Source organism: Streptomyces nigrescens (assembly GCF_027626975.1).
Lineage (GTDB): Bacteria > Actinomycetota > Actinomycetes > Streptomycetales > Streptomycetaceae > Streptomyces > Streptomyces nigrescens.
In genome coordinates this window covers 1,117,957-1,133,461 of the sequence record NZ_CP114203.1, presented here as the reverse complement: position 1 = coordinate 1,133,461, position 15,505 = coordinate 1,117,957, and the positions used below count along the sequence as shown (strand labels likewise).

At 72.0% G+C, this 15,505-nt stretch carries 15 protein-coding genes; 5 read left to right on the top strand and 10 right to left on the bottom strand.

The genetic code is table 11. The features are described 5' to 3' along the window. Positions 1 to 12 precede the first annotated feature (12 nt). The 8 genes from STRNI_RS05275 to STRNI_RS05240 all read right to left on the bottom strand — a co-directional run bounded on the left by STRNI_RS05275 (position 13) and on the right by STRNI_RS05240 (position 7,836). Positions 13 to 354 carry a nuclear transport factor 2 family protein gene (locus STRNI_RS05275; RefSeq protein WP_093639392.1) on the bottom strand — a complete coding sequence of 114 codons (342 nt, stop codon included), beginning with the start codon at positions 352 to 354 and terminating at the stop codon, positions 13 to 15. A gap of 69 nt (positions 355 to 423) precedes the next feature. After that, on the bottom strand, positions 424 to 1,167 hold the full coding sequence (locus STRNI_RS05270; RefSeq protein ID WP_277410648.1) for a VOC family protein: 744 nt from the start codon (positions 1,165 to 1,167) through the stop codon (positions 424 to 426). 302 nt (positions 1,168 to 1,469) lie between these two features. After that, positions 1,470 to 2,423 carry a sirohydrochlorin chelatase gene (locus tag STRNI_RS05265; RefSeq protein WP_371874780.1) on the bottom strand — a complete coding sequence of 318 codons (954 nt, stop codon included), beginning with the start codon at positions 2,421 to 2,423 and terminating at the stop codon, positions 1,470 to 1,472. 84 nt (positions 2,424 to 2,507) lie between these two features. Next, positions 2,508 to 3,536 carry an N-acetylglucosamine kinase gene (locus tag STRNI_RS05260; protein ID WP_274739590.1) on the bottom strand — a complete coding sequence of 343 codons (1,029 nt, stop codon included), beginning with the start codon at positions 3,534 to 3,536 and terminating at the stop codon, positions 2,508 to 2,510. Next, entirely contained in the window at positions 3,529 to 4,641 is a 1,113-nt protein-coding gene (locus tag STRNI_RS05255) for an LURP-one-related family protein (protein WP_277410647.1), read from the bottom strand. The genes STRNI_RS05260 and STRNI_RS05255 overlap by 8 nt, the downstream gene beginning before the upstream one ends. A gap of 23 nt (positions 4,642 to 4,664) precedes the next feature. Then, a complete protein-coding gene (locus tag STRNI_RS05250; RefSeq protein ID WP_026169470.1) occupies positions 4,665 to 5,342 on the bottom strand; it encodes a uracil-DNA glycosylase in 678 nt (225 codons plus the stop codon). Positions 5,343 to 5,501: 159 nt separating this feature from the next. Further along, entirely contained in the window at positions 5,502 to 6,587 is a 1,086-nt protein-coding gene (locus tag STRNI_RS05245; protein WP_277410646.1) for a WD40/YVTN/BNR-like repeat-containing protein, read from the bottom strand. Positions 6,588 to 6,732: 145 nt separating this feature from the next. After that, entirely contained in the window at positions 6,733 to 7,836 is a 1,104-nt protein-coding gene (locus STRNI_RS05240; RefSeq protein ID WP_277410645.1) for an NADH:flavin oxidoreductase/NADH oxidase, read from the bottom strand. 166 nt (positions 7,837 to 8,002) lie between these two features. Between STRNI_RS05240 and STRNI_RS05235 the strand changes: the two genes are divergently transcribed. Then, a complete protein-coding gene (locus STRNI_RS05235; protein ID WP_018088688.1) occupies positions 8,003 to 8,374 on the top strand; it encodes an ArsR/SmtB family transcription factor in 372 nt (123 codons plus the stop codon). 222 nt (positions 8,375 to 8,596) lie between these two features. On the opposite strand, the gene STRNI_RS05230 is transcribed toward STRNI_RS05235, so the two are convergent. After that, a complete protein-coding gene (locus STRNI_RS05230) occupies positions 8,597 to 9,994 on the bottom strand; it encodes an FAD-dependent oxidoreductase (RefSeq protein ID WP_277410644.1) in 1,398 nt (465 codons plus the stop codon). 193 nt (positions 9,995 to 10,187) lie between these two features. Between STRNI_RS05230 and STRNI_RS41295 the strand changes: the two genes are divergently transcribed. Together STRNI_RS41295 and STRNI_RS05215 are read left to right on the top strand one after the other, a co-directional pair. After that, positions 10,188 to 11,411 (top strand): DUF6214 family protein, encoded by a 1,224-nt coding sequence (locus STRNI_RS41295; protein WP_338149716.1) that lies wholly within the window; start codon positions 10,188 to 10,190, stop codon positions 11,409 to 11,411. A gap of 90 nt (positions 11,412 to 11,501) precedes the next feature. Beyond that, positions 11,502 to 11,669: a hypothetical protein gene (locus STRNI_RS05215; protein ID WP_266445198.1), complete on the top strand. Its 168-nt coding sequence runs from the start codon at positions 11,502 to 11,504 to the stop codon at positions 11,667 to 11,669. A 264-nt stretch (positions 11,670 to 11,933) separates the two neighbouring features. Here the strand turns inward: STRNI_RS05215 and STRNI_RS05205 are convergent, their stop codons facing one another. Next, positions 11,934 to 12,590 (bottom strand): TetR/AcrR family transcriptional regulator, encoded by a 657-nt coding sequence (locus STRNI_RS05205; protein ID WP_018088691.1) that lies wholly within the window; start codon positions 12,588 to 12,590, stop codon positions 11,934 to 11,936. Between the two features lie 703 nt (positions 12,591 to 13,293). On the opposite strand from STRNI_RS05205, the gene STRNI_RS05200 reads away from it, so the two are divergent. Together STRNI_RS05200 and STRNI_RS05195 are read left to right on the top strand one after the other, a co-directional pair. Continuing rightward, positions 13,294 to 13,722: a DUF6010 family protein gene (locus tag STRNI_RS05200; RefSeq protein WP_277410643.1), complete on the top strand. Its 429-nt coding sequence runs from the start codon at positions 13,294 to 13,296 to the stop codon at positions 13,720 to 13,722. A gap of 269 nt (positions 13,723 to 13,991) precedes the next feature. After that, on the top strand, positions 13,992 to 15,395 hold the full coding sequence (locus STRNI_RS05195) for an alpha/beta hydrolase family protein (RefSeq protein ID WP_277410642.1): 1,404 nt from the start codon (positions 13,992 to 13,994) through the stop codon (positions 15,393 to 15,395). Positions 15,396 to 15,505 lie beyond the last annotated feature (110 nt).

Here is a 15,505-nt window from a genome sequence, read left to right as displayed (position 1 = left end):
GCCGGGACCGCCTCACCCCTGCGGAAAGCGCCCGCCGAAGTACACCTGGGTCTCGGTGACCCGGCCGTCCCGCACCGTCATCACCTCGACATTGCGATGGCACTCGCCCGTCGTCAGCTCGTATGCGTACCGGACATAGACCTGCTCGTCATCGATGGCCACGGCATCGAGGATCTCCTGCCGGCGCAGCCGGTCCGCCGTGGGGAAGCAGATCTCCAGGAACGCGGCCTTGTCGAGGTGATCGTCCTGCGGGCTGGTGAAGACGAAATCCTCGGCGAGCAACCGGTCCATGGCCGCGCGGTCCTGGGCGAGATAGGCCGCGAAGGCGGCGCGGACGACATCGACGTGCGACATGAACTTCCCTCCGTGGGCGGCCCGCTCGCCCAGGAGGACGAGCGGCCGGCGACCGGTCTCTCCAGGACGTCAGGGTGACGGGGCGAGGACGCAGAACTCGTGGCCCTCCGGGTCGGCCAGGCACGTCCACGGGACGTCGCCCTGGCCGAGGTCGAGGTCGGTGGCGCCGAGGGCCCGCAGCCGGGCCACCTCCGCTGCTTTGTCGTCACCGGGGTACGGCAGCAGGTCAAGGTGGACGCGGTCCGGCACGGTCTGCACGCCGGGCGTGCGGAGGAACTCGAGGTACGGGCCGGCACCCTTGGCGGAGCGCAACACCGCCTGATCGTCAGTCACCTCGTGCGGGGTCCAGTCCATCGCCTCACCCCAGAACCGGGCCATGGCCCGCGGATCCGCGCAGTCGACCACCACCGCGGCGATCGGCCCGGTGTCCCGGTAGATCTCCCGAGGCTCCAGCACGCAGAACTCGTTGCCCTCCGGGTCGGCGAGGACAGTCCACGGCACGTTGCCCTGGCCCACGTCGGCGGGTGTCGCACCGAGCGCCTGGAGGCGCGCGACCAACTCCGCCTGATGGGCCGCGGAGGTGGTGGCGAGATCGAGGTGCACACGGTTCTTTGTTGCTGTCTTGGGTTCAGGGACGGGAACGACGTCGATGCAGACGGCGACCGGGTCCGGCCACACGGGGCCGCCGGCGGGGCCGACATAGGTGGTCACGCCGGGGCTGTAAGCACTCCAGCCGAGCGCCTCCGCCCAGAACCGGCCGACCGCCGACGCATCAAGGGCCTTGATGTTCACCTGAACAGGTCGCAGTGCCATGCCGGCGATCCTATGCGCCCGCTCTGCAACGTCACCGGATGCCCGGACTCATCGGTCGGCGCGCCAGGGGTACGGCAAGCGCCCTGTGGGCGTCTCTCGCGGGCGTACCGCCCTCCGCCCGCCGTCACCGTGAACTCCGCCCTTCCGGGCCGTCTGACGGGCGTCTGTGCCGCTCAGAGAGGAATCGGACGTATCGCCTCCGCCCGGACACGGCGAAGGGCCGCCCCGCGCGCTGCGCGAAGACGGCCCTTCGGAAAACGGTGTCCGGTCCCGGAGGGACCAGGGGCCCGGCGGCTCAGGCCCTAGCGGACCGGAACCCCCTGCGCCTGCGTCGGCAGGGTGATGCCCACCGCCGCCGCGTAGTTCGAGAGCACCAGGCGGCCCACCGTGCCGTAGGCGCCCAGCGCCTCGGCCGAGGCGCAGCCCGCCTCCGCCGCGGCTGCTTCCAGAAGGCCGTCGGTGATCTCCGGGCCGATCAGGTAGGGGGCCAGCGCCAGCTGCTGCGAACCGGAGCCCCGCAGCTGCTCGGCGGTACGGGAGATCGCGCCCTCCTCGTCCAGGGCGGCGGCCAGCACCGGCACCGCGAGCCGCGCGGAGAGCAGCATGCCGGTGATCCCGGCGGCCTGTACGGCCTCCTCGCCGCCCACGGTGGCGAGGATGATGCCGTCCGCCGCCGTGGCGACCGTGAACAGCCGGGCACGGTCCGCCCGGGCAAGACCGGCCTCGGACAGCCGGACGTGCAGTGCCTCGGCGAGCAGCGGGTGCGGGCCGAGGACATCGGTCAGCTCGGCGCCGGAGCCGCTGTTCATCATCGCCTGGCGTATCCGGCGCAGCAGGGCGCTGTCCGGTCCGGCCAGCAGCGGCACCACGACGGCGGCGGGGCCGGGGTCGGGCTGTCCGTCGGCGCCCACCCGGTCCTTGTGCTCGGCGGCGGCGCGCGCCAGTACGGCCTCCAGGGACGGGAACTCGTCGTCGCCCCCGTCGACATAGCCGATCCGGGCGTCGAGGCCCGGGAGTTCGGAGCGGGCGATGCTGGAGACCTCCTCCGCCAGGCTGCGCGAGGCGGCGGAGGGGGAGCCCGGTACGGCCAGCACCAGGGCGGGAGCGCCCTCGGGTGCGGCGAGCGGCTCCGGCTTGCGGTGGCGGCCGGACTGCCGTCGCGGCATTCGTACGGGCAGACCGGGTGCGGCTCCCGGGCTCGGGGAGGCGGCGTCAAAATCGGGCGAGCCAGGTGCGGGCCCAGTGGGGGAACTCATGGCGTCGCATGCTAACGCCTCCGACCGCCCTCGCGCGGAGGGAGGGTTCGGTGGAGCGGTATCCGTCCCGATTTATCCCGCGCGTCACCCCGGCGCAGGCCGTGTGATCTGCAACAACTTCCGATCGGTGGGCAGCGTCAGCCGGTCGCGGGCCAGTGCTGCGGCGATGGCCAGCGACCCGTCGAGCGGGCTGCCGGCGGCGGCTGCCGTACGGGCGTCCGGCAGCCGCTCGGCGAGAGCCGTACGCAGCGGAGCCAGCAGGGGCTCGCCCATGTGGAACAGCCCACCGGTACAGGCCACTGTGGTGCCGGCGCCCGGCGGGCAGACCGCGGCCGCGGCATCGGCGATATGACCCGCCGCGGCACGCAGGACGCCGAGGGCCACCGTGTCGTCCTCGGCGGCGCAGCGGGCGACCTCCGGGGCGAACGAGGCCAGTACGGCGGGCCGGTCGGGGCGTGGGTAGAGCGCGCCGGGCAGCCCGGTGACCGGCCCGAACACCGCTTCCGCGCGCGCCAGCAGGGCGGCCGAACCGCCCGGTCGTCCGTCGTACGCCCGCAGCGCGGCCTCCAGCCCGGCGCGGCCGATCCAGGCGCCGCCGCCGCAGTCACCCAGCAGATGGCCCCAGCCGTCCGCGCGGCGCCAACCGCCCGCCGGGGTCAGGTCGGTGCCCAGGGCGATCATGCCGGTGCCCGCGGCGATCACCGCACCGGGCCGCTGGCCCAGCGCCCCGGCGTACGCGGTGACCGCGTCCGCGGCGAGCGCGAGCCGCCGCACCCCGAACGCGGTCGCCAGCGCGTCCGGCAGCCGGGCGCGGAGCTCCTCGCCCAGCGTGGCCATCCCGGCCGCTCCCACGCACACCGCGGCGAACCCGTCGGCCCCGGTTTCCCGCGCCAACTCGGCTGCTGCGGGCAGTAGTTGGGACAGCAGATGCTCCGCGTCGATGCCCGCGGGGCCGGTGCGTACCGGCTCGTCCGAGGCCCGGACGGCCAGCGGCCGGGCCTCGGCGTCGTCGGCGCGTGCGACGGCGATCCGCAGCCCCGAGCCGCCCGAGTCGACGCCGAGGACATGGCCGGCCCCGAGGGTGTCCGGGCCGCGGCCGGCCGGCTCACCCAAAGCCGCGGGCGTCCTGCTTGAGGGCGGTGTCGACGGTCAGGGCCGTGGCGACGACCAGGCTCAGCAGCGGGTCGGGCAGCTGCTGGTGGATCTGCAGGACGTAGTTGTCCGCGGACGTGAACATCGTCTTGGCGAGGCCCTCCCAGGTCTTGGTGATCCGGGCGACCTCGGTGTCGGCGTGGTCCACGATGGCGAAGTTCCAGGCGCGCCAGTTCTCGGCCTTGATGGCGCCGATCTGCTGGCCGTTGACCATCATCGCGAAGTTGATCTTCCCGATGGCGTTCTGCTGCACGATCTCGCCGACCGGCGAACCGTCCGGACGCTGCACGATCACCTTGGACTTGATGAACTTCGCGGGCCGGGTCAGCACCAGCTGCGGCTGGCCGTACGCGTCCCGGATCTCCAGCTTGTGGGTCATGTACTGATCGAGGCTGGAGACGACGCGGAGCACCTTCTTGGCCGTGCTCTGACCGACCTGGACGACCGCGCCCAGGGTGTTGCCGTGCTGGTCGAAGACGCCGTACTCGTTGGTGACCTCGATGAGCTTGGCCTTCTGGTTGACCACCAGCACCGGTTCGGTGAACAGGGTGCCGCCGCCCGGACCGCCGGGCGCCACGCCGGCCTGCTGCTGCACCTGCTGCTGTACGGCGCCCGGCTGCGCTCCCGGCGGGCCCGCCATCGGCTGCTGTCCGTACGGCTGCTGCATCGGCTGGCCGGGCGCGTACTGGCCGGGCGCCTGCTGGCCGGGCGCCTGCTGGGGGTAGCCATAACCCTGGCCGTGCGGTGCGCCGCCCTGCTGCGGGCCCGGATACGGGGCCTGGCCCGGTGTCTGCGCGGGCTGCTGCGGAGTGAATTGCTGCGGGGGCTGCTGTGGAGCGAACTGCTGCGGCATCTGCTGCTGCGGGGGCTGCTGGGTGGCCTGCTGCTGAGGCGCCTGCTGGGCCTGCTGGGGGCCCGGCTGGGGTGCCCCGCCCTGGGCCGGCGCCGCGGCCTGTTGTCCCGGGTGGGTGTGCTCCGTCCACTGGGACCCGTCCCACCAGCGAAGTTGGTGGGGGGTGCCCTGAGGATCGGCGTACCAACCCGCAGGGATGTTCGCATTCGTCATGCGGGGCACACTATCGCCCGGTGTCAGGGCAGCCTCCAGTCGACGGGCTGTGCGCCCTGCCGCACCAGGAGGTCGTTCACCCGGCTGAAGGGCCGTGAGCCGAAGAAGCCCCGGTCGGCGGACATGGGGGAGGGGTGGGCGGACTCGACGGCCGGCAGATCGCCGAGCAGCGGCCGCAGATTGCGTGCGTCGCGCCCCCACAGCACCGACACCAGCGGGCGTCCACGCGCCACCAGTGCCCGGATGGCCTGTTCGGTGACCTCCTCCCAGCCCTTGCCGCGGTGTGCGGCGGGCTTGCGGGGAGCCGTGGTCAGCGCCCTGTTCAGCAGCAGTACGCCCTGCCGGGTCCACGGTGTCAGATCGCCGTTCGAGGGGCGGGGGAGCCCGAGGTCGGAGTGCAGCTCGCGGAAGATGTTCTCCAGGCTGCCGGGCAACGGGCGGACGTCCGGCGCCACGGAGAAGCTGAGCCCGACCGCATGCCCGGGCGTGGGATAGGGGTCCTGCCCGACGATGAGGACCCGCACCTCGTCGAAGGGCTGCTGAAAGGCGCGCAGCACGTTGTTGCCGGCCGGGAGATAGGTGCGTCCCGCGGCGATCTCCGCCCGCAGGAAGTCACCCATCGCGGAGATCCGTCCGGCAACGGGCTCAAGTGCCTTGGCCCAGCCCGCTTCGACAATGTCTTGGAGAGGTTGTGCAGCCACGGGATCACCCTACTGGCCGCGGCCCCCTCCCCTTCAACCGATGGCCCGCGCTCCGGCCACCCGGAGCGGCGGGAGGCCCCAACTACCCTGCCCCACCGCTCCGTTCCCCGGTGCTCCGGCCGCTTCCCCGCCCTCCACCTTCCTCCGTCTTCCTCCCCCTCAGGCAACGGCGGCCGCCCGCACGCACAGCACATCCGGCAGATGGGAGGCGAGCTGCTGCCAGCTGTCGCCGTCGTCCGCGCTGGCGTAGACCTCGCCGTTGCGATTGCCGAAATACACCCCTGCGGGGTCGCTGTCGTCGACGGACAGCGCGTCCCTGAGCACCGTGCCGTAATGGTCCTCGTCCGGCAGTCCCGCGCTCAGCGGCTCCCAGCTCCGGCCGGCGTCGCCGGTGCGGTAGACCCGGCAGCGGTGCTCGGCCGGCACCCGGTCGATATCGGCGGTGATCGGGAAGAGGTAGGCGACATCCCCCGTGCGCGGATGTGCGGCGACCGCGAAGCCGAAGTCCGAGGGGAGTCCGCTGCCGATGTCCGTCCACTGCGCGCCCGCGTCATCGCTGCGGTAGACGCCCCAGTGGTTCTGCAGATACAGCCGGTCGCGGTTGACCGGGTCCTGCGCGATCTTGTGGACGCACTGGCCGAACTCCGGATGCTGATCCGGCAGGAAGACCGCCTTCACGCCCTTGTTCGACGGGGCCCAGCTGGCGCCCCCGTCACGGCTACGGAAGACCCCGGCGGCCGAGACGGCGACGGTGACCGCGTCGGCGTCCCGCGGGTCGGTGATCACCGTGTGGACGGCCAGCCCGCCGCCGCCCGGCACCCATTGCTCCCGGCTCGGGTGGTCCCACAGCGCCCGTACGAGCTCGAAGGTCTCGCCGCCGTCCTCGGAGCGGAACAGCCCACCGGGCTCGGTGCCCGCGTAGACCACATCGGGCGCGGCGGGCCCGGCCGGATGCAGCTGCCACACCCGCTCCAGCGAAGTCCCGGTGTCCGGCGGGTACTTGACCGCGGGGCGGGAGGGCTCGTGCCAGGTCTCGCCCAGGTCGTCGGAGTGGAACACCGACGGGCCCCAGTGGGCGCTGTCGGCACCGGCCAGCAGCCGGGGCGTCGCGCGGCGGGTGTCGATCCCGAGGGAGTACACCGCCTGCGCGGGGAAATGCGGACCGCTCAATTCCCATTCACCGTGCCGCCGACGGCCGATGAAGAGCCCTTTGCGCGTGCCCACCGCGAGTAGTACGTCAGTCATGCCGGAACACCTCCGGGACGCCGTTGTCTCAGATGTGGCAAGTCTGCACCCGACCACTGACAATGGCGTCCCGGCACGCATCCGTGCAGGTCGGACGGTGCGGCACCCGCTCTCGCCCGCGGACGCCGCAGGCCCTCCGGAGGCCTCAGACGGCCCGGTGGTACTGCTGCGGCAACGTGATCTCCGCACCCAGTTCCCGCGCCGCGTGCTGCGCGAAGCTGGGGGAGCGCAGAAGCTCACGGCCGAGCAGCACGGCGTCCGCCTGACCGTCCGCGATGATCTTCTCGGCCTGCCGCGCCTCGGTGATCAGGCCGACCGCGCCCACCGCCAGGCCGCTCTCCTTCTTGACCCGCTCCGCGAACGGCACCTGGTAGCCGGGCCCCGTGGCGATCTTCGCATCGGGCGCGTTGCCGCCCGAGGAGGTGTCCAGCAGGTCGATGCCGTGCTCCCGCAGATCACGGGCGAAGCGCACGGTGTCGTCGGCCGTCCAGCCCTCGCGCGCGTCGCTCTCGTCCTCGGTGAGCCAGTCGGTCGCCGAGATCCGGAAGAAGACCGGCAGTTCGTCGGGCCAGACCGCCCGTACGGCGTCCACGACCTCCAGCGCGAACCGCGTCCGGTTCTCGTACGAGCCGCCGTACTCGTCGGTGCGCCGGTTGGTGAAGGGGGAGAGGAACTCATTGATCAGATAGCCGTGCGCACCATGGATCTCGACCACCTGGAAGCCGGCCGCCAGCGCCCGCCGCGCCGACGCGCCGAACTGCGCGACGAGCTCACGGATCTGCGCCACGGACAGCTCCGCCGGCGTCGTGAACCCGTCGTCGAACGGCACCGGGCTCGGCGCGACCGGCTCCCAGCCGTGCCGCTGACCGGGGAGGACCGGGGCGCCGCGGTTCACCCAGGGGCGTTCGGTGGAGCCCTTCCGGCCGGCGTGGGCGATCTGGATGCCGGGAACGGTTCCCTGCGCCTTGAGGAAGTCGGTGATACGCCGGAACGCCTCGGTCTGGGTGTCGTTCCACAGCCCGAGGTCGTACGGGCTGATACGGCCCTCGGGGCTCACCGCGGTCGCCTCCGCGAGGATGAGGCCGGTTCCGCCCGCTGCTCGCGCGGCCAGGTGCTGGAAGTGCCAGTCGCCGGGCGCCCCCTCTGCCGGGCCGTCGGGCGCCGCGGAGTACTGGCACATCGGCGCCATCCAGAGGCGGTTGGGGACGGTCAGCGAGCGATGGGTGATGGGCTCGAACAGTGCGCTCACAGCAGGCTCCTGTACCTGAAGATGAACGGGTACCGACCGGAACCCGCCCTCATACGATAGGCGTCGTACTACGGTGGATGTCAAACTACGACGCTTCTCGTACAATGAGCGGGCGGGTCGGTGCGCCAGGCCCTACCGCGTCCCGCAGAAGGAATCAGGAGCCGTCATGCCGACCGATACGACCTCCCCGCGTACCCCGTCGGGCGCCCGCTCGCTGGAGCATCCGGCCCGCGAGGACATCCGGCTCGCCGACGTGCTGCATGCGCTCGCCGACCCCATGCGCCTGCGGATCGTCTGCACCCTGGCGGCCGCCGAGGGCGAGCTGAACTGCGCGGACATCGAGCTCCCGGTCAGCAAGTCGACCTGTACCCACCACTTCCGGGTGCTGCGCGAGCACGGCGTCATCCAGCAGCTCTACCGGGGCACGGCCAAGCTGAACGGACTGCGCCGGGCCGACCTGGACGAACTGTTCCCCGGCCTGATCGACGGCGTCCTCCGGGGGGCGGACCTGCAGGCCCGCCGCCTCGGGGAGGAGTGACAGGCCCGGGTCCGGTACGGCGCCTCACCTGCGGACGCATGCGGTCCGCCCGTGGATCCGGGTGATCGGCTCGCCCGCGCGCCTAGCTGATCGGTCCGCCCGAGCGACCGGCTGAGCGATCCGCCGCGTACCCAGCCGATCGGCTCGCCCGCGACCCAGCTGAGTGATCCGCCCGCGCCCCTGGCCGCCCTGCCCGCGGTTTCCGCCGCTCCGCCCGCGGTTTCAGCCGATCTGCCCCGCCGAGCGCGCCGCGTCCAACAGCCCTGTCCAGTCCGGCAGCTTGACGGTGCCACGGCCCAGTCCGCGGCCCCACTCCGCCTCGGCGGCCTCGATGGCGAGCCAGCCCGGCCACGGAACCGGCCGCTGCCCCGCCCGGGTCAGTGCCTCCACCGGCTCCCCGGCCGTTGCGCGCTCCGCCAGTCCGGGGGCGTCCGCCAGCAGGGACAGCGCGGTCTCCTTCGCGCACGGCCGGTTCGTACCGATCACCCCCGTGGGGCCCCGCTTGATCCAGCCCGCCACGTACACACCCGGGAGCGGCGCCCCGTCCCGCAGTACCCGCCCCGCCAGATGCGGCACCGTCCCCGTCGTCTCGTCGAACGGCAGACCGGGCTGCGGCGTCCCCCGGTAGCCGACCGAACGCAGTACCAACTGCCCCTCGATCTCCTCGAATTCACCGGTCCCCACGACCCCGCCGCGCCCGTCGGGCGCCGTCCGCTCGAACCGGACCGCACGCACACCGGTGGCGTCCCCCAGCATTTCGACGGGCCGCAGGAAGAACCGCAGATGAATCCGGCGCCGACGGCGCGCGGGGGACGAGGCGGGCCCCGCGTCCGGGCTCTCCGGGCCCGCCGCCTGCCGCTCCGCCCAGCCGCGCAGCACCTCGACATTCCGCCGCGCCACCGCGGGCAGCTCGCCCGGGTCCCGGTACGCGGGATCGTGTGCCAGCTCCTCGGGCCGTACCAGCACGTCCGTATCCGGGAGCGAGCCCAGCTCCCGTAGTTCCTTGGTCGTGAACTTGGCCTGGGAAGGGCCGCGCCTGCCGACCATCCACACGTCCTCGACGCGGCTGTCCGCGAGCGCGCTGAGCGGCCCCTGCGGCATATCCGTCGCGGCGAGTTCGGCGGCGCCACGGGACAGCATCCGAGCCACGTCCACCGCCACATTCCCCACCCCGATCACGAGGGCGGACCTGGCCGCGAGGGTGAAACGGAGCGCGGCCGCATCCGGATGCGCGCTGTACCAGGCGACGAACTCGGTCGCCGGGTGGCTGCCGGGCAGCTCCTCGCCGGGGATGCCCAGATGCCGGTCGGTGGCGGCGCCCACACAGAACACCACCGCATCGAAGATCTGCCGCAACTCCTCGACGCCCAGCCCCGGCGCCCCCACCTCGACGTTTCCCAGGAAGTGGGCCTTGGGGTGCTCCAGCACCGTGCGCAGATTGTTCTGCAGCGACTTGATCTTCTCGTGGTCCGGCGCGACGCCGTAGCGCACCAGACCGTACGGGCAGGGCAGGCGGTCCAGGACGTACACCTCGATGTCCGGTACGGCCTGCTGCTCGATCAGGGACTGGGCGGTGTAGACGCCGCTGGGCCCGGAACCGATCACTGCGACACGAAGCACGAGTGGCCCCTTCCGCGGAATACCCCCAGGATCGCACCGGCGGGCGCGCGGCGGGAGATGCGCTATCGGGGTTGCTCCCCGTGGGATGAGCGTGCCGCGCTACTGGGCCGGGTGAGCTGGGGGCTAGGTTTTCAATGTGTCGGAAAGTGACTTTTATACCGTTAATCACCGATATGAAGCCCAGGGCGCGCCCTTGGAGTGGCCCACGTGGGAGCTGCAGGCGCACGGCTCCGCCGCGCCCGCCCCCGACCCCGCCGCCCCGGACGAACCGGCCGGCTCCCACGGCCCCGGGTGCCCGCTGCCCCGGCTCGACCCGCTGGGCCCCTGGTGCAGCGCCCGGCTGACCTTTGCCGACGGCGCCCGGGTCGATGTCCTCGTGACGGTCTCCGACGACCACATCACCGTCGAGGACGTACGGGCCGACCCACCGCTGACGCTCGACGGCCTCGCCGACCTCGCCCGCTGGATCGAGGGCCCCCTGGACGATGCCTTCCGGGCGGCCACCGGGCGCCCGCGCAAGACCCGGCCCACACCCCGGCAGGCCGGTCCGGCGGACGCCACACCGGAACGGGCCGGCGGACCGCAGGCCGGGCCACAGCCGGACCCGGCGCGTGGCGCGGCACCCGAGCCGATGCGCGGCCCGCGGCAGTCGTCGCCCCACGGGCCGACGGGGCACCTCCGGCCCACCACGGCCGGACCGGCGCCGGGGCACGATCCGGAAGCGGAACCGACGGCCGCCGGAACGGGGGCAGCGGCAGCGGCGACGGAGAGCGCGACGCCTTTGACGGGTGAGGCGGCGGAGGCGGGGGCGATGGGGGCGGGACTGCCGGGAGCGGGACCGGCGGGCGCGGGGCCGATGGGCGCGGGGCCGACGGGTGCGACCGGCCTCGCCCATGGTGAGGGCGTACTGCACCGGACGGCCACGGGAACCGGCACCGGCTACCCCGCCGACCCGCCTGCCGGCCTGTCCGCCGACTCTCCTGTTGAGCAGATCTCCGGGCAGGCCTCCGAGGAGACCTGCGAGCGAGCCTCCGGGCAGGGCTCCGAGCAGCCAGTCCCCTCTGCATCGTCCGCGCCGTCCTCGCCCGCTGCGCCGTCCTCGCCCGCTGCGTCGTCCACGTCCGTCGCGTCCTCCACGTCCGCCGCGCCGTCGACGCCCCCCGACGCCTCGCCGCCGTCCCCGCCATCCGCTTCCGCCACACCGGCCGAGCGCGCCCGCTCCGCCGTCCTCGCCCGGACGCGGACCGGTGAGCGCCGCAAGATCGCCGCGGACGCGTACCGCCAAGCGCAGCGGGAGGGGCGCGATCCGGTGCTGGCCGTCATGCTCGCCACCGGCCGGAACCGCCGCAGATCGCTTCGGCTGATCGCCGGCGCCCGCGACGAGGGTCTCCTGACACCACGTCACAACAAGCGTTAGGGCCTGTCTCCCCGATCTCCGTGGGCCGCCGCTTGTGGCGGCTGGTGCCGAGCCGCCGCAGGCCCACGGGGACCGGGGAGACAGGCCCTGGTGGGCCACCACCTTCGCCTGTATCCGCTGCATGCGTCGCCCGATCTCGGCGCCCTGCTGCTCGATGACCTCGTTCGCTATTTCCTACGCGACTTCCTACGCGACTTCCTCCATGGCGCGTTGTTGCCCTGCGAGAGCACATCCGCCGTCATGGAGACCGCGCCCTGATGGCGGGCGATCGCCAAATTCAGGAAGAGCAGGTCGAACCGCGCGCCGCCCGCCGTCCGTCGTCCGCCGCCCGCAGCCGGTCGAGCTGGGCGGCGGTCGCCCTCCCGGGCATGTCCCGTGGTGGTGATGCCTGCACCGTGTGCCGCCCGGCATGGCCGCACAACCAGCCCTCCATGGCGCCGATTTCGGGCCCGGATCGCAGCGACCACCCCTCCACCGCCCGGGAAGTGAGCCACGGTCACTCAACGTCCAGCCTCAGCCCGGCTACCGCTGACCGCCCCGCACCGGTCCCGGTGTCCGCGTCCCGCCGGGTGCCCCCTCGTCCGGCGGGACCCCCGACTCCCATGCGAGCCCGTAGCGCTGGAGCAGTTCGGCACGCAGCCGCGCCTGCGGCATGGCCGCTCCCGGCAGCAGCATCGCCACCACCGATCCCATCAACAGCGCCCGTAGCAGCGGATAGTCGGCATCCGGATCGGACGACCCGTACGCCACGACCGTCTCCCGCAGCAACTGGGCCAGCCGTTGCTGTTCGGGACACTGGATGAACCCCGCGGCCGTCAGAATTCCTGCCATGTGCGTCCGCATCAGCAAGGGGTGATCATGCGCCAGCCCCAGGATCGCGTCGATGGCCCGAGCCATCAGCTCCTGCCCCGCGTCCGGTCCGCTCGGCCGCGGCGCACGCTCCAGCGCCGCCTGCAGCGTGCGGTGCATCAGCCGGTGCACGGCGGACTGGAGCAACTGCCGCTTACCGGGGAAGTAGTACGAGACGAGCCCGCGCGCGACCCCCGCCCGACGGGCGATGTCCGCGAGCGTCGTCGCCTCATAGCCGTGCTCCGCCACCAGCTCGACCGTCGCCTGCAGCAGCCGCTCGCGGGAGCGCCGCCGCAATTCTTCATTGACCGATGCGCTGCGGGGGGACATCCTGTAACTCCTGCGTTGACTGGCTGGGGGCCAACACACTCAGTATGACTCCGGATCTCCGTCCTCGGAACGGATCCGGTCAAGCAGCCCGATTCGGGCGACGCGGGGGATCGCCCGAATCGGGTGACGATGAGGCCCGGGACGGTCTCGTGACCTGTGTCTTCCCAGGTCAACGGGCCGTCCCGGGCTCACGTCGAGATACGGGCTCGATCATCTCTGGCCGCCTCTGGCCGTACTCCAGCTGAGCTTTTGCGGCGCTTTTCGTGACGTTCTTGACGGTGTATCAGGCTTGCTCAGGGGGCCCGGCAGGGCGAGCTCGCGGTGAGTGTGACGTCCTGTCGGCCGAGGTGGGCGACAAGGCGCGATCTCCGTAGAGGCAGTAGCACCGTCCGCGGCATTTCCAAATGCGACTCCAAGACGCCCCATCAAGACGCAGATTCGCCGGGCGGGAATTCCAGTCCGATGCCGGCGCGCAAAATGCCATGCCCCGTCAGGTCCCCTTAACAGCCCTTGGCGCTATGCCGTTGAAAGCTGGCATCAATGAACCTGGGCGGTGGCGCTGCGGCCGCATAACGTCAAGGTTGATTCGGGGCGCAGGCTGGACTCGACCCTACAAGCGGGTCCTTGCCCTGCAGTGACTTGCCTGCCACACCACTACACCACCCCACCACCACCCAGCCGTACTCTGTAAAGGTCACCAAGCATGGAATTCCTATTGCCCGTTCTGGTCGGCGCCCTGTACGCCCTGTGCATGGGCCTGATTCGCGAGCCGCACCGGCGCCGCTTCAATGCGATCATGGTGGTGGGAGCAGGCGCCGCTTATCTGAGCGGCGGCGGTTTCGGTGGCTGGGAGCTTCTCGGAACGGCTGTCATTACCTACGTTGGCTACCGCGGGCTGGAATCCTGGACCTTTATCGGCATCGCCTGGCTGCTGCACACCGCCTGGGACCTGCTCCACCACCTCAAGGGCAACCCCATTCTGCCCTTCGCCCACGACTCCGCCCTCGGATGCGCCCTTTGCGACCCTGTCATCGCCCTGTGGTGCTTCCGAGGGGGCCCGTCATTGGTCGGTTTCCTCCGCAATGGGCCGGCGGTATGTCGCCGCACCGCAGGACAACTGCCGCCCGCGTAGCGCGCATGTACCGGGGCTGCCCGCCAATATCGCGGCGAAGGGCGCGCGGCGGTCAACCTCCTCAACGCTGCCTTCTCGCAGACCGGCCCATCTTCACAGTGAAAGCCACCAGTTGTTCCCACCAAGTTGCTCGGACCGCTCTGCTCTCACTGGGAGGCGGCGCCCGGTTGCCCCGCCGGGTAACCCGCGGGCTGCGGGGCGTGGCGTTCGGGGGAAGGGCGGGTGTCGCAGAGGGGGGCCGGGGGGCGCGGCTCGTACGTTCGGGCCGTATGACGTACGTATCGGCCGATCGCGCCTCCGGCCCCACGCGCCGCACCACGTTGACCGGGCTCGTCGGTGGGGCCGGGGCCCTCCTGGCCGCCGGGTGCAGCGCGTCGCCCGCGGCGGCGCCCACTGCGCGTCGCACGGCCCGGGCCTACGCCTCGGCGAGCGATCCCACGCCCGGCGTGATGACGCTCTTCAAGGACCCCGCCTTCAACTTCAACGGGCTCCTCGCGCTCGGCGGGTCCGGGTACGGCGCCAGTGAGGTGGGCGAGGTCCTCACCGCCGTGAACACGATCAACAAGGCCGGCCTCTCCGCGCAGACGTACACCGAGACCTTCAAGAATCTCGGCGATCAGCTGAGGAAGCCGCCCGGCAGCGGTGAGCCCGGGACGGAGACCACTCGCTTCCGTGCACTGCGGGCCGCGCAGTACTACGCCCAGGCACTGTTCTTCGTCCTCGGCTCCGACACCCCCGGCACCGAGGAGGAGCTGTACAAGGCGGGACGCGGCTCCTGGGACGCGTTCTGCGAGCGGTGCGACCCGGTCCCGGTGACGGCGCGCATCCCGTACGGGAAGACCCCCCTGCCCGTGTGGTTCTTCCGGCCGGACAGCTCCGGCGAGCGGCGCCCCACCGTGATCCTCACGAACGGCAGCGACGGGCAGGACGTCGACATGTGGACCTATGGCGTCGCGGCCGCCCTGCAGCGCGGCTGGAACGCCCTGGTGTACGACGGGCCCGGCCAGGGCCAGCTGCTCTTCGTCGACCAAGTGGTCTTCACGCCGCGCTGGGAGACCGTCGTCACCCCGATCGTCGACTGGCTGACCGCCCGCCCGGACGTGGACAGCAGAAAGATCGGGCTGACCGGGCTGAGCATGGCCGGGGACCTGGCCCCTAGGGCAGCGGCTTTCGAGCACCGGATCGCCGCTCTGGTGGCGATGCCCGGTGTGCTCTCGCCCTGGCTGGGCTTCCCTCCGGAGATCCGGGAGATCCTCACCCCGGACAAGGAGAAGACCAACAACATCTGGAACAAAGAGGTCGTCCCCGAGCTGCCGCCGTCCGCCGCCGCGACGATGAAGAAACGCTTCGAACCCTTCTCGGTGCCGGCGATGCTCGCGGCCCGTCAGGGCAAGATGTTCACCGACTTCTACACCCCGGCCACCCTCATCAAGTCGCTGGACATCACGGACGTCGTGGGCCGCATCAAGATGCCGACGCTGGTGCTCGACTACGACTTCGAGCAGTTCTATCTGGGGCAGCCACGCCAGCTGTTCGACAAGCTGACAGCGCCCAAGGACTACGTGAAACTCACCGCGGCCACCGGGGCGCAGCTGCACTGCTCCCCGATGGCCCCGCAGCAGCACTGCGAAGTCGTCTTCGACTGGCTGCAGGAGAAACTGTCCGGCCGCTGAGCTCCGCCGCGGCGTCCTCGTCGCGGGCCGTCGGTGTCCGGCAGGTACTTCAGTCTCCGACGACCTCGCAGGGCCGGGCGAGCGTGGGGGAGTTGGTCGCAGATCCGCAC

Coding starts and splice junctions, on each gene's coding strand:
- STRNI_RS05275 (WP_093639392.1), bottom strand. CDS start 354: ATGTCGCACGTCGATGTCGTCCGCGCCGCCTTCGCGGCCTATCTCGCC.
- STRNI_RS05270 (WP_277410648.1), bottom strand. CDS start 1,167: ATGGCACTGCGACCTGTTCAGGTGAACATCAAGGCCCTTGATGCGTCG.
- STRNI_RS05265 (WP_371874780.1), bottom strand. CDS start 2,423: ATGAGTTCCCCCACTGGGCCCGCACCTGGCTCGCCCGATTTTGACGCC.
- STRNI_RS05255 (WP_277410647.1), bottom strand. CDS start 4,641: ATGACGAATGCGAACATCCCTGCGGGTTGGTACGCCGATCCTCAGGGC.
- STRNI_RS05245 (WP_277410646.1), bottom strand. CDS start 6,587: ATGACTGACGTACTACTCGCGGTGGGCACGCGCAAAGGGCTCTTCATC.
- STRNI_RS05235 (WP_018088688.1), top strand. CDS start 8,003: ATGCCGACCGATACGACCTCCCCGCGTACCCCGTCGGGCGCCCGCTCG.
- STRNI_RS05205 (WP_018088691.1), bottom strand. CDS start 12,590: ATGTCCCCCCGCAGCGCATCGGTCAATGAAGAATTGCGGCGGCGCTCC.
- STRNI_RS05200 (WP_277410643.1), top strand. CDS start 13,294: ATGGAATTCCTATTGCCCGTTCTGGTCGGCGCCCTGTACGCCCTGTGC.
- STRNI_RS05195 (WP_277410642.1), top strand. CDS start 13,992: ATGACGTACGTATCGGCCGATCGCGCCTCCGGCCCCACGCGCCGCACC.